Raw genomic sequence first — 13090 nt, forward strand, 5'->3', positions numbered from 1 at the left:
AAGGGATCCGGGGATGTCACCGTCCTATTCTGCCGGTCGCAGCCCGATCGCGCGATGCCGGAGATCCCGGGCCGGGCGGGCGCACCCGCTCTGCACCGGTGCCGCGACCGAGCCAACTGCTCACGAGGCCCGAGATCCGAGGGGCGTCCGCACATCGCAGCGGCAGTGGATCGCGGATGCTGGGCGCATGTACTCCTTCGCACTCGCACAGACCGGCGCCGCCGACACCGCCTGGGCCCAGTCCCGCGCCGTGGCAGCGCTTCACAGCGCCGTCGAGGCGCTCGACGACGTGCGCGCATCGCTCGCCGTCCTCACCGCCGACACCGACTGGCACTCCGACGGGGTGCGCGCGATGCAGCACTCGCTCGACGATCTCCGACGGAGGACACGCGTCGAGGCATCCGAGATGCGCAGCCGTGAGTCAGAGGCCGAACGGATCGACGTCTCATGACAGGGCTGACGATCGACCACGGGGGAGCGATCGCCGTCGACCCCGACGTGCTGCGCGATGTCGCTCACCGCATCGATGCCGTCGCCTCCCGTTATGACGATGCGCGTTCGGCCATCATGCGAGCGCATCGGATCATCGTCGACACACCGGGCTTCAGCGAGCACGTCGACACGGTGGGGCTGTGGGCGTCGGGCGAGCACGTCGCTCGACTCCGCTCCGAGTGCCAGGAGACCGCCGAGTCCACCCTTGTCATGGCCGACGCCTACGAATACGTCGAGCTGCGAGCGGAGGCCGAGATGCTCGCGCAGACCGATCCGAGCACGGCGCAGCGGCTGACACGACGAGCCGATCGTCTTGCTGCGTCGGACGAACGCATCTCGAAGATGGCCGACGACCTCGTCGCTCAGTGGCGCGCCAGACGCTTCGAAGGCCTCACGGGCAACCTCGTGACGCCCGCCCTGTACGACCACGTCTTCGGGACCGCGGCGCTCGTCGGGGCGTTCTCGGGGTTCGGCAAGGTGCTCCCCGGCGAGAGGCTGCAGGGCACGGCCGACCCCGTCACGGTCTCGCCGGTGAAGACGTCCTCGCCCCAGGGGGCGCCCTCGGGCCTGGCCGGAGCCTTGAGGCGCATGCCGGTCGCCGTCGGAGCGCAGGTCGCCGTCGAGAAGTACTCCTTCGCCGACGGCACCACGAAGTTCGTCGCCTACCTGGAAGGAACGCAGAGCGTCGCATGGGGAGGTGCGCAGCCGTGGGACTCCAAGTCCAACGCCGAGCTCTACACCGGGAAGAGATCCGCGTCGTATCAGGCGACGCTCGAGGCGCTCGAGGCGGCGGGGGCGCAGCCGGGCGATGAGGTCGATGTCGTCGCCCATTCGCAATCGGCCATGGTCGCCGCTCACCTCGCGATGGAGAGCCCGTTCGACGTGCAGATGCAGATCACGGCGGGAAGCCCGGTCGAGCCGACCCTGGATGACGACCAGACCATCATCCAGCTGCGTCATTCCGACGACGTGGTCTCCGGGCTGGCCGGCGGAGGATCGCCCGAGGGGACCGGGTCGGATGACAGCATCACCCTGCTCACTGAAGGAACCCCGCAGGACACCCTCGGGGATCTGACGGTCGACGCGCACCACCTCGACACGTACATCGACACCGCGGAGATGGCCGATGAGCTCAGCGACCTGCGAATCGATGCGATGCACGAGTTCTGGCGCGAGCTCGACACCGCCGAGGTGGTCGAGCGCACCGAGTATCAGGCCGAGCGTGTCGGATGACGGCCGCGCGAGGTGCGCAGGCGGGCGTCAGTCCCGACGCTGCTTCTTGCTCTGCGGACGCAGGATGAAGCCGAAGACACCGTTGATCAGCGAGATGATGAGCGCGGCGAGCACGCCCCACCAGAAGCTGCCGACCGTGAGACCCCAGCCGAACCCGCTCGTGATCCATGCCGTGAGCCACAGGAGGAAGCCGTTGATCACGAAGCCGATCAGTCCGAGGGTGATGATGTACAGCGGGAACGCGACGATCTTCACCACCGTGCCGATGACGGTGTTCACGAGCGCGAAGATCGCGGCCACCGCGAGCAGGGTCAGCACGAGCTGCAGGGTCTCGCCCGGCGCGAACGCCCTGATCTGCACCTGCAGGGCGGGGATCAGCGTCACGACCCAGAGGGCGAACGCGTTGACGACGACTCGGATGATGAAGCGCATAGTCCGTCCAGTCTTCCATGTGGGGCGCGGGAGCGCCGCGGAATCTAGACTCATGACTGTGACCGACCCGATCCTTCCGCGCATCCGTCCCGCCATCGCCGCCCTGGCGCCGTACCGACAGGGCAAGCAGGCGGGCCCCGACGCATTCAAGCTCTCGAGCAACGAGAACCCGTTCGAGCCGCTTCCGTCGGTCGCCGCGGCGCTGCAGCACACGACGCCCATCAACCGATACCCGGATGCCACCGCCGGCCGCCTCCGCGTACGACTCGGTGCACGGTACGCCGTCGAGCCCGACCAGGTGCACGTGGCTGCGGGCAGCGTCTCGATCCTCCACCAGCTGATCCTCGCGACCGCCTCCGTGGGTGACGAGGTCGTCTACGCCTGGCGCTCGTTCGAGGCCTATCCGAGCCTGCCGCTCGTCGCGGGCGCGACCGGGGTGCAGGTGCCTCTCACGCCCGACTCCCGTCACGACCTCGACGCGATGGCTGAGGCGGTCACCGAGCGCACGCGTGCCGTCATCCTCTGCACCCCGAACAACCCGACCGGTCCGATCATCACGAGCGACGAGTTCGCGACGTTCGTCGAGCGCGTCCCCGCCGATGTGCTGATCGTCCTCGACGAGGCCTACGCCGAGTTCGTGACGGTGCCCGGGGCGGTCGACGGTCTCGCCGAGCGGGTGTTCGAGCGGCATCCGAACGTCGTCGTGCTGCGCACCTTCTCGAAGGCCTACGGACTCGCGGGCCTGCGCATCGGATACGCGATCGGCAACGAGAAGGTCCTCGATGCCGCGCGCACCACCGGCATCCCGCTCTCCGTCACGTCGGCAGCCGAGAACGCCGCGATCGCGAGCCTCGACGCCGAGTCCGAGCTGCTCGAGCGCGTCGCGGTGATCGTCGAGCGCCGCACGCGCCTGCTCGAGGGGCTGCGTCGGCAGGGCTGGGACGTGCCCGACTCGCAGGCCAACTTCATCTGGCTGCCCACCGGCGAGCGCACCGACGAGGTCGCCGCCGCATTCGTCGCCGCCGACCTCATCGTGCGCCCGTTCCCGGGTGACGGCATCCGCATCTCCGTGGGCGAGGAGGCGTCCGTGGCGCGCGTGCTCGAGGTCGCATCGTCACTGCGCTGATCCGCGCCGTTCCGCCGTTTCTCCGGGTTCCCGGCAGATGCGAGGACGTCCTAGGTATGCGTGACCGGGCATGCGCGCGCGGGTAGCGTGGGGGTCGTGACCTCGTCAGAGACTGAACTCGTCCGCGTCCTGGATCAGGATGGCCGCTTCACGCCGAGTCCGGCTGCTGAGCAGTATCTGTCGTTGATCGAGGCGATCAGCGACGCCGAGCTCGAGCAGTTCTACCGGGACATGGTGGTCATCCGCGCGATCGACACCCAGGCCACCAACCTGCAGCGACAGGGACAGCTGGCGCTGTGGCCGCCGAGCCGTGGGCAGGAGGCCGCCCAGGTCGGGTCCGCCCGCGCCGCCCGCGCCCAGGACACGCTCTTCCCGTCGTACCGCGAGCACGCCGTGACGCGCATCCGCGGCGTCGACCCCGTCGACATCATCAAGCTGATGCGCGGTGTCTCGCACGGCGGCTGGGATCCGACAGACCCCAAGAACGGCAACACCCGCCTCTACACCCTGGTTCTCGGCTCGCAGGTGCTGCATGCTGCCGGCTACGCGATGGCGTTGAACTTCGACGGTCGATCCGGCACAGGCGACGTCGACAAGGACGAAGCCGTCATCGTCTACTACGGCGACGGGGCGTCGAGCCAGGGCGACGTGCACGAGGCGATGGTCTTCGCCGCGAGCTACCAGGCTCCCACCGTCTTCTTCCTGCAGAACAACCACTGGGCGATCTCGGTGCCGGTCGCGACGCAGTCGCGGGTGCCGCTGGTCGAGCGCAGCGCCGGCTACGGCATCCCCAGCGTCCGCGTCGACGGCAACGACGTCCTCGCCAGCTACGCCGTGTCGCGCGTCGCTCTCGACGAAGCCCGCAGCGGCCAGGGTCCCCGGGCGATCGAAGCGGTCACGTACCGTCTCGGCGCGCACACCACCAGCGACGACCCCACGAAGTACCGCGGCTCCGACGAAGAGCAGTCGTGGGCGCTGCGTGACCCGATCGACCGCATGCGCGCCTTCCTCGAGAACAGGGGAGCGGCGGGGCAGTTCTTCGCCGACGTGGATGCCGAGGCGGCCGACGCCGCCGAGGACCTGCGTTCACGCAGCGTCGAGCTCGGATCGCCGACCGCAGACAAGATCTTCGATCACGTGTACAGCGACCCGCATCCGCTCGTGGCGGAGCAGAAGGCCTGGCACACGCGCTACGAGGCATCGTTCGAAGGAGACGGCAAGTGATGGACTGCCTTCAGGATTCTCGGCCAGGAGCGACTTTCGCGGCCCGCGCTGCGCGCAGTGGCCGCCGAACGTGCGTATGGCCGCAGAAGTTCACGACGTCGAGGACGGTGCACGCATGACCCTCGAGACGATGCCCCTCAGCAAGGCGCTGAACTCGGGCCTGCGCCGGGCGCTCGAAGACGACTCCAAGGTCCTGCTCATGGGCGAGGACATCGGCAAGCTCGGCGGTGTCTTCCGCGTCACCGAGCACCTGCAGCGCGACTTCGGCGACCGCCGCGTGCTCGACACCCCCCTCGCCGAGTCGGGGATCGTCGGCACCGCGATCGGGCTCGCGATGGCCGGGTTCCGTCCGGTGATCGAGATCCAGTTCGACGGGTTCGTGTTCCCCGCGTTCGACCAGATCACGACCCAGCTCGCCAAGCTCACGAACCGCCACGAGGGCAGGATCAGCCTGCCCATCGTGATCCGCATCCCCTACGGCGGGCACATCGGAGCGGTCGAGCACCACCAGGAGAGCCCTGAGGCCTACTTCGCGCACACCCCCGGCCTGCGGGTGGTGTCGCCGTCGACGCCGAACGATGCGTACTGGATGATCCAGGAGGCCATCGCGTCGAACGACCCGGTGATCTTCATGGAGCCGAAGAGCCGCTACTGGCAGAAGGGCGAGGTCGAGCTCGACGCGTCCGCCGCCCCGCTGCACTCGTCTCGCGTCGTGCGCACCGGATCCGACGTCACGCTCGTCGGACACGGAGCCATGGTCACGACCCTGCTGCAGGCGGCCGCGCTCGCCGAGGCCGAGGGCACCAGCTGCGAGGTCGTCGACGTGCGGTCGCTGTCTCCGGTCGACTACGAGCCCATCCTGAGCTCGGTGCGCAAGACCGGACGCATGGTCTACGCCCAGGAGGCCCAGGGCTTCGTCAGCATCGGCAGCGAGATCGCCGCGACCGTCATGGAGCGCGCCTTCTACGCGCTCGAAGCTCCCGTGCTCCGCGTCTCGGGATACGACACTCCGTTCCCGCCCGCGAAGCTCGAGGGCACCTACCTCCCCGACGCCGACCGCATCCTCGAGGCCGTCGACCGTTCGCTCGCCTACTGATCTCACCCTGATCTCACCGTTCCGAAAGGACCGCACATGAGCACGCAGAACTTCAACCTCCCCGATGTGGGCGAGGGCCTGACCGAGGCCGAGATCGTGGCATGGAAGGTCGCGCCGGGTGACTCCGTCGCCATCAACGACGTCATCTGCGAGATCGAGACCGCCAAGTCGCTCGTCGAGCTGCCGTCGCCGCACGCCGGAGTCGTCGGCGAGCTGCTCGCCGCCGAGGGCGCGACCGTCGAGGTCGGCTCGCCGATCATCACCTTCGTGACCGATGCGCGCGACGACGCCGGACCCGGCAAGATCGCCACCGCGGAGGCCCCCGCGCCGGAAGAGGGCGGCGGGTCGGTTCTCGTCGGCTACGGCACGGGCGGCGGTGCGACGTCGCGGCGCAAGCGTCCGGCGGAGCGCCCGGTGCGCTCGTCGGTCGGCGTGATCGCGAAGCCGCCGATCCGCAAGCTCGCCCGCGACCTGGGCGTCGACCTCACCACGGTCACGCCCACCGGAGCCGACGGCGAGGTGACCCGCGACGACGTGATGACCCACGCCTCGCAGGCCAGCGTCTTCCGCAACATCGAGACGCCCGAGTGGGGCGCCGTGCGCGAAGAGACCGTGCCCGCACCGCAGAGCACGCCGGCGGGCCTCGCCCGTGGAGTGTCGGCAGCGCCGGCATCCGCCCCGGTGTCCGACGACCGCACCGAGTCGATCCCTGTGAAGGGCGTGCGCAAGGCGACCTCGTCGGCGATGGTGCAGAGCGCGTACTCCGCTCCGCACGTCACCGTGTGGAAGGAGATCGACGCGAGCCGCACGATGGAGCTCGTCAAGAGGCTCAAGGCATCGCCCGACTATGCCGACATCCGCGTCTCGCCGTTGCTGATCATGGCCCGCGCCGTCATCTGGGCCGCCCGCCGCACCCCGATGGTGAATGCCGCGTGGATCGAGACCGAGGGCGGCGCGGAGATCGCGGTGCGCCACTACGTGAACCTCGGCATCGCCGCGGCGACGCCTCGCGGTCTGCTCGTGCCGAACATCAAGGACGCGCAGGACCTCAGCATGAAGGACCTCGCCCGCGCTCTGAACAGGCTCACCCTGACGGCGCGCGAGGGCAAGACCAGCCCCGCCGACCAGCAGGGTGGCACGATCACGATCACCAACATCGGTGTGTTCGGGATGGATGCCGGTACCCCGATCATCAACCCCGGCGAGGCGGGCATCGTGGCCATGGGCACGATCAGCCAGAAGCCGTGGGTCGTCGACGGCGAGGTGCGCCCCCGCTGGGTGACCACGGTCGCAGGCTCGTTCGACCACCGCGTGATCGACGGCGACGGTATGAGCCGCTTCATCGCCGACGTGGCATCCGTGCTCGAGGAGCCCGCACTGCTCGTGGAGTGAGGCGAACGGCGGGGATACAGTGGCGGAGAACCGTGATGACCGCCCCGACAGAACGGACTCAACGCGGATGAGGATCGAACCGACTGCCATCACCCTCGGAACCTCCGGCCTCGGCCGGCATTCGGAGCCGGGATCCGCCGAGGAGAGAGCGGCCGTCGAAGTCGCCATCGACCTGCTCACGAGCAGGCACGGGTTCGTGGACACGTCGAACAACTACTCGGCCGGTCGATCCGAAGCCGTCATCGGCATCGCGCTGCGCGAGCTGGGGATGGACGGTTCGCGAGTCATCTCGAAGGTGGATCAGGACCCTGAGACGGGCGTGTTCGACCGAGACCGCGTCCTCCGCTCGTTCGAGGAGACGACCGCGCGGCTCGGGGTCGACCGGCTTCCGCTGGTGCACCTGCACGACCCGTACTCGGTGTCGTTCGAGGACACGATCTCGATCGGCGGCGCGGTGCAGGGGCTCATCGAACTGCGGAGCGCCGGCGTGGTGGACGCGATCGGTGTGGCGGCGGCTCCGGTCCCGCTGATGGCGAAGTACGTCGAGACGGGGGTGTTCGACGCCGTGCTGATCCACAACCGATTCACGCTCGTGGATCACTCGGCTGACAGTGTGTTCGCCGACGCCAAGGCACGCGGCATGGCCGTGTTCAACGCTGCGCCCTTCGGTTCGGGACTGCTCGTCAAGGGGCCGCATTCCGGTGCGCAGTACGCCTATCGACCTGCCGGCGAGGAGCTGCTGAGGTGGACCGAGCGTCTGCAGCGCGTCTGCGCCGACCATGGAACGTCGATGGCTGCCGCAGCGCTGCACTACTCGCTGCGGTCCCCGCTGGTCGACTCCACGGTCGTCGGGGTGTCGAGACCGCATCGTCGTGAGCAGCTCGACGAGCTGGAGCAGGCGGAGGTCCCGGAGGGGCTGTGGGGTGCCATCGAGAGCCTGGGGCCGGCGCCTTCCCCGGTCGACGACAGCGACTACGCCTGACGCAGCTCCGCGAGCGCAGTGATCTGCGCGGTGGCGGGGTCCCAGTGCCGCACGCTGCGCGCGTGAGCGTGGATGTCGTCGCCGATGATATCCAGCGCGTCCGCCAGGTCGGTGACCCGCAACCGGCGGGCGAGGGCGACGTGCGGCATCCACCCGCCCGGCGCGGTATGCGGGGCATCGTCGCCCGGCCCGACGGCGGCGAGGATCGTCTCGCGGAGGTGGATCAACTCCGCACGGGGAACGATGCTCCGCGCCAGCACACGGCGATCTCCGGAGCCGAAGAGCAGGGGAGAGCGCCCAGCGTGATCGGGAACGACGGGATGCCGGCGAAGACATCTGGTCCGGGCGGTGACAGGTCGACGCGTGCGACCAGCGTGATGTGAGGGCGGTTGCTCGCCGACGTGTGCCCCGCGAGGCTCGACAGGCCGCGTGCCGCGAGAGCATCCCATTCGGCCCGGACCGCGGCCTCGGCCTCTGCGTCGAGGAGCAGTTCGATCGATGACGGGGAGCGCTGCGGCTCTGGTTCTCGCACGACGTCAGCTCACCGCGCTGAGCCGCCGCTCCGCGAGCAGCGGCACGGCCACCTCGCGCGCCGCCCTGCGCGCGGTCGCGACGGCGCCGATCGAGACGACCTCGGCGCCCAGCGTCGAGGCGAGGATCTCGGGTGCCGGCAGGTGCAGCTGGGCCGGCAGCACCTCGCGCGCAGCCGTGAGAACGGGGGCGATGCTCTCGGCCACCGCCCCGCACACGATCACGCGGGAGGGGTCGTACATGCTGCCGAGCACGCCGACCACACGGGCGAGCGTCGCGCCGACGCGGGAGGCGGCCAGGAGCGCATCGGCATCGCCGGCTGCCGCCGCCGTCAGCACGGCGCGGGGGTCGATGCGCTCCTCGCGTGCGAGCCGCCCGATCGGGGATTCGAAGGAGATCTCGCCGCTCTCGACCGCCGCCCGCACCTGATCCTGCAGGGCGTAGCGCAGACCGAAGGCCGAGCCGACGCCGATGATGTGGTCGAACACGACACCCTCGCCGACTCCACCGTGAGCGCCGTGCAGCACGTGGCCGTCGACCACGACGCCGCCGCCGAAGCGTTCGCTCGCGAGTAGGGCGACGTAGTCACGGCATCCGATGGCTGCGCCGGCCGAGCCCTCGGCGATCGCGGCGAGCTGCGCGTCGTTCTTGATCTCCACGACGGGGGCCCAGTCGGCGAGCGCCTCGGCGAGACCGGGGTTCGTGCGCTCCCAGAAGCCCTCGGGATGCGGCGGAGAGATGCCCGCCCGGTCGACGGGCGCGGCGACGCCGACGCAGATCGCGAGCACCGCCTCGCGCGAGACCTCGGCCTCGGCGAGCGCGTGCTGCATCTGGTCGAGGATCGTGGCACGGCGTGCTGCCGCGGTCTGTGTCGGGTCGAGGTCGGTGCGGTGGTGCACGAGAGTGTGGTCGGTGGGGTCGGCGACGGTCACCGCGAGGTGGGTGTCTCCGGCATCCACCCCGATGACGACGCCCAGGTCGGATGCCAGCACGAAACGTCGCGCCGGGCGTCCTGCGCGGTAGCTTCCGGCGGCGCGGGCGTTGGGCAGCTCGCGCAGCACCCCGGCATCGACGAGGGTGTCGATCCCGTCGATCGCTGTCGAACGGGTCAGCGAGGTGCTCGCCATCGCCTCGGTCGCGGTGAACTCCCCGGCCGCCCAGGCGAAGTCGAGGATGGCGCCGACGCTGGCTCGTCCGGTGCCGAGACCTGCGGAGACTTCTGTCACGGGCCTTGACCTCACTCTCGTCCAGATGAGAGAGTACCGTTCATCGAAGTAAATTCGCTCACTAGATTTAGTCTGCGGATCTACAGGACGAAAGGACGACGGTGTCTGTGAAACCCCCACGCCCGGCGCAGCTGGTGGCCGGTGCGGCCGCGCTCGCCCTGGTCGGAGCGGCTCTGACCGGCTGCTCGACGGCCGGCGGAACCGAGACCATCCGCTTCACGTTCAGCAAACGCGAGGCGATCGAGTTCATGACAGAGCTCGTCGCCGAGTACAACTCCTCGCAGGACAAGGTGCGCGTCGAGATCGACACCTCGGGTGTCGACGTCGTGTCGGCGAGCTTCGTGCGCGGCAACCCGCCGGACATCATGCTGGCCAACTACAACTACGAGATCGCCCGGTTCGTGCAGCGCTGCGCGCTCACGGATCTCTCCGACACCGAGGCCGCCTCGACCATCCGCGACGACCTGCAGCCGCTCATGGAGCAGTACGGCTCGTGCGAGGGGCGCACGAGCGCGCTGCCGTACTCGGTGATGGGCGCGTCGGTCATCTACAACAAGCAGATCTTCGACGAGCAGGGCCTCGAGGTCCCGCGGACGTGGGACGAGCTGCTCGCCGTGTGCGATCAGCTGAAGCAGGCGGGGATCGACCCCTTCTACGCCACCTTCAAGGACGACTGGACCGTCGCGCAGGGCTGGTACGACTACACCGCCGGCGGCTCGGTCGACGTGATCGACTTCTTCGACACCCTCGCGGAGGAGGGTACCGAGGTCGGTCCCGACTCCGAGGTGTCGTTCGAGAAGGACTTCGCCGAGCCCATGGACCGCATGATGACCCTCGCGACCGAGTACACCAACGCGGATGCCGCGAGCCGCGGATACGGCGACGGCAATCTCGCATTCGGCAAGGGCGAGGCGGCGATGTACCTGCAGGGGCCGTGGGCGTTCAGCGAGATCGAGAAGACGGCTCCCGACCTCGACCTCGGCACCTTCCCGCTGCCGATGACCGACGATCCCGCCGACCTCGGCGTGCGCGTCAACATGGACCTCGCCGCGATGATCCCCGAGGGGTCGCAGCACCAGGAGGCAGCAGGTGACTTCCTCGAGTACCTGTTCCAGCCCGAGAACATCGAGGCCTACAACGCGTCGCAGCTCGGGTTCACCCCGACGAAGGACGCACCGGCCCCGGACGACCCTCGGATCGAGGGAATGATCGAGTACTACGACAACGGCCAGATCTATCAGGGACCCTCGGTGCTCGTGCCCCGAACCCTGCCGGTCTTCAACTACGCGCAGGCGATGGTGCTGGGCGCGTCCCCGACCTCCACGTTGCGCACCATGGATGCCGACTGGGCGAGGATCGCGTTCCGCGCTCCCATCCCGTCGACCCAGGACAACGCCTCCGGTGAGGACTCAGCATCCGGCGAGACAGAGGAGTCCACGCCATGACGAACACCGCTCTGCCCAACCCGGCAGCCCCCAACCCCTCGTCGTCGAGGCCGACGGCGGGCACGATCACGAAGCCCAACACCCCCACGACCGACACCACGGCGATCATCACGGGAGGCACCCGCAAGCTCGGTCGCCGCACCCGCAAGGTCGAGCCGATCTACTACCTGTTCCTGCTGCCGACGCTGGTCATCTTCACGCTCGCGATCACCGTGCCCGGCATCATGGGCATCTTCTTCAGCTTCACCGACTCGATCGGCATCGGCGAGTGGAGCTTCAACGGGCTGACCAACTACATCGCGATGTTCAGCGACCCGGCCATCCTGCAGAGCTACCTGTTCACGTTCGGTTTCTCGATCGCCACGGTGATCGTCGTCAACGTGATCGCGTTCCTGCTGGCGGTCGGGCTGACCTCCCGCATCCGGTTCAAGACGGGGCTGCGCACGATCTTCGTGATCCCCATGGTGATCTCGGGCATCATCATCGCCTACGTCTTCAACTTCCTGTTCTCGAACTCGATCCCTGCCGCGGGCGCCGCCACCGGCATCCCGTGGCTCTCGACCAGTCTGCTCGCGAATCCCGATCTCGCGTGGGTGGCCATCGTCATCGTCACCGCGTGGCAGGCGGTTCCGGGCACACTGCTCATCTACATCGCCGGCCTGCTCTCGGTGCCGGGCGAGGTCTACGAAGCAGCCAGCATCGACGGAGCGAACAAGAGGCAGCAGCTCTTCCGCATCACGCTTCCGCTCGTCGCGGGGTACGTGGTGATCAACGTGATCCTGGGCTTCAAGGGCTTCCTCAACGCCTACGACATCATCGTCGGCCTCACCAACGGCGGTCCCGGCACCGCCACCCGCAGCGTCGCGATGACGATCATCGCGGGCTTCAACGGCGGCGACTACGCCTACCAGATGGCCAACGCGACGATCTTCTTCATCGTCGCCGTGCTCATCTCCCTGCTGCAGCTCTCGCTGACCCGCGGAAGGAACGCACTCTGATGTCGACGCAGACACTCACCACCATCCCCACCTCGGGCAAGAAGCCGCGCGTCCGCATGGAGCGCGTCAACTGGTCGGGCACGATCATCCTGATCCTGTGTGCCGTCACCGTGCTGCTGCCGCTGTACGTCACGATCTCGATGGCGTTCAAGACCACGGGTCAGGCGGTCGACGGCAACGCGTTCTCGCTGCCGGCGCCCTTCAGCATCGACGGGTTCGTCGAGGCCTGGAATCTCACGAAGTTCCCGGTCGGCGCGGGGATCTCGCTGCTGGTCACGGCCGGCACCGTGATCGCGACGATCGTGCTCGCGGCCTTCGCGTCGTACGCGATCGTCCGCAACTGGGACCACCGCCTGTTCCGCTGGTCGTTCTTCTACCTGCTCGCCGCGATGTTCATCCCGTTCCCCGTGGTGGCGCTGCCGCAGATCCAGCTGACCGGCTGGGTGGGACTCGACAACCCGTTCGGCGTGATCATCCTCGCGACGATGTTCCAGCTGAGCTTCAGCGTGCTGCTGTTCACCGCGTTCCTGCGGTCGATCCCGATCGAGCTCGAAGAGAGCGCCCGCATCGACGGCGCCACCACCTGGCAGACGTTCTGGCAGCTGATCTTCCCGCTGCTGGCGCCGATGAGCGCGACGGTCGGCATCTTCGCCTTCCTCTACGCCTGGAACGACTTCATGATGCCGTCGCTGATCATCTCCGATCCCGCGCTGCAGACGCTGCCGGTGCGGCAGAACCTCTTCCAGACCCAGTTCAGCAACAACTACAACGTGTCGTTCGCCTCGTACCTCATGGCGATGGCCCCGGCGATCCTGGCCTACCTGTTCACGCAGCGCTTCGTCATGGAGGGCGTCACACAGGGCGCCGTCAAGGGCTGACACGTCGCACACCCCAGACCGCAACACGAAGGAGC

The 13090-nt window shown here is 68.5% G+C and carries 14 protein-coding genes; 10 read left to right on the forward strand and 4 right to left on the reverse strand.

The genetic code is table 11. The annotated features are described in order from the left end of the window. The first annotated feature begins 187 nt into the window (after nucleotides 1–187). On the forward strand, nucleotides 188–451 hold the full coding sequence (locus tag ACZZZF_RS11970; protein ID WP_463498445.1) for a hypothetical protein: 264 nt from the start codon (nucleotides 188–190) through the stop codon (nucleotides 449–451). Continuing rightward, nucleotides 448–1725 (forward strand): hypothetical protein, encoded by a 1278-nt coding sequence (locus ACZZZF_RS11975; RefSeq protein ID WP_463498448.1) that lies wholly within the window; start codon nucleotides 448–450, stop codon nucleotides 1723–1725. Before ACZZZF_RS11970 ends, ACZZZF_RS11975 begins: the two co-directional genes overlap by 4 nt. A gap of 27 nt (nucleotides 1726–1752) precedes the next feature. Here the strand turns inward: ACZZZF_RS11975 and ACZZZF_RS11980 are convergent, their stop codons facing one another. Next, nucleotides 1753–2157 carry a phage holin family protein gene (locus ACZZZF_RS11980; RefSeq protein ID WP_053098140.1) on the reverse strand — a complete coding sequence of 135 codons (405 nt, stop codon included), beginning with the start codon at nucleotides 2155–2157 and terminating at the stop codon, nucleotides 1753–1755. A 52-nt stretch (nucleotides 2158–2209) separates the two neighbouring features. Between ACZZZF_RS11980 and ACZZZF_RS11985 the strand changes: the two genes are divergently transcribed. From ACZZZF_RS11985 to ACZZZF_RS12005, 5 genes are all read left to right on the forward strand, one after another. Further along, complete coding sequence (locus ACZZZF_RS11985; protein ID WP_171821958.1) at nucleotides 2210–3283, forward strand: histidinol-phosphate transaminase; 1074 nt, start codon at nucleotides 2210–2212, stop codon at nucleotides 3281–3283. A gap of 96 nt (nucleotides 3284–3379) precedes the next feature. Beyond that, nucleotides 3380–4507, forward strand: coding sequence for a pyruvate dehydrogenase (acetyl-transferring) E1 component subunit alpha (pdhA, locus tag ACZZZF_RS11990; RefSeq protein ID WP_053099303.1), 1128 nt, complete (start codon nucleotides 3380–3382; stop codon nucleotides 4505–4507). Nucleotides 4508–4622: 115 nt separating this feature from the next. Continuing rightward, nucleotides 4623–5603 carry an alpha-ketoacid dehydrogenase subunit beta gene (locus ACZZZF_RS11995; RefSeq protein ID WP_053099302.1) on the forward strand — a complete coding sequence of 327 codons (981 nt, stop codon included), beginning with the start codon at nucleotides 4623–4625 and terminating at the stop codon, nucleotides 5601–5603. 36 nt (nucleotides 5604–5639) lie between these two features. Further along, nucleotides 5640–6995, forward strand: coding sequence for a dihydrolipoamide acetyltransferase family protein (locus tag ACZZZF_RS12000; protein ID WP_053098139.1), 1356 nt, complete (start codon nucleotides 5640–5642; stop codon nucleotides 6993–6995). Between the two features lie 67 nt (nucleotides 6996–7062). Beyond that, entirely contained in the window at nucleotides 7063–7977 is a 915-nt protein-coding gene (locus tag ACZZZF_RS12005; RefSeq protein WP_463498451.1) for an aldo/keto reductase, read from the forward strand. Here the strand turns inward: ACZZZF_RS12005 and ACZZZF_RS12010 are convergent. Genes ACZZZF_RS12010 through ACZZZF_RS12020 form a run of 3 tightly spaced genes read right to left on the reverse strand, consistent with a single transcriptional unit; the run spans nucleotide 7968 to nucleotide 9734 of the window. Then, nucleotides 7968–8204 carry a hypothetical protein gene (locus ACZZZF_RS12010; protein WP_463498454.1) on the reverse strand — a complete coding sequence of 79 codons (237 nt, stop codon included), beginning with the start codon at nucleotides 8202–8204 and terminating at the stop codon, nucleotides 7968–7970. The two genes, ACZZZF_RS12005 and ACZZZF_RS12010, sit on opposite strands and share 10 nt — an antisense overlap. Continuing rightward, nucleotides 8201–8509, reverse strand: a complete 309-nt coding sequence (locus tag ACZZZF_RS12015; protein WP_463498457.1) for a hypothetical protein — start codon at nucleotides 8507–8509, stop codon at nucleotides 8201–8203. Before ACZZZF_RS12015 ends, ACZZZF_RS12010 begins: the two co-directional genes overlap by 4 nt. Nucleotides 8510–8513: 4 nt before the next feature. Then, nucleotides 8514–9734 (reverse strand): ROK family protein, encoded by a 1221-nt coding sequence (locus ACZZZF_RS12020; protein ID WP_463498459.1) that lies wholly within the window; start codon nucleotides 9732–9734, stop codon nucleotides 8514–8516. A 101-nt stretch (nucleotides 9735–9835) separates the two neighbouring features. On the opposite strand from ACZZZF_RS12020, the gene ACZZZF_RS12025 reads away from it, so the two are divergent. Genes ACZZZF_RS12025 through ACZZZF_RS12035 form a run of 3 tightly spaced genes read left to right on the forward strand, consistent with a single transcriptional unit; the run spans nucleotide 9836 to nucleotide 13055 of the window. Beyond that, nucleotides 9836–11179: an ABC transporter substrate-binding protein gene (locus ACZZZF_RS12025; protein ID WP_463498462.1), complete on the forward strand. Its 1344-nt coding sequence runs from the start codon at nucleotides 9836–9838 to the stop codon at nucleotides 11177–11179. Continuing rightward, a complete protein-coding gene (locus ACZZZF_RS12030) occupies nucleotides 11176–12177 on the forward strand; it encodes a carbohydrate ABC transporter permease (protein ID WP_230100920.1) in 1002 nt (333 codons plus the stop codon). The genes ACZZZF_RS12025 and ACZZZF_RS12030 overlap by 4 nt, the downstream gene beginning before the upstream one ends. After that, nucleotides 12177–13055 carry a carbohydrate ABC transporter permease gene (locus ACZZZF_RS12035; RefSeq protein WP_053098134.1) on the forward strand — a complete coding sequence of 293 codons (879 nt, stop codon included), beginning with the start codon at nucleotides 12177–12179 and terminating at the stop codon, nucleotides 13053–13055. Before ACZZZF_RS12030 ends, ACZZZF_RS12035 begins: the two co-directional genes overlap by 1 nt. Nucleotides 13056–13090: the final 35 nt, after the last annotated feature.

It is taken from the genome of Microbacterium sp. AC215, assembly GCF_979258645.1.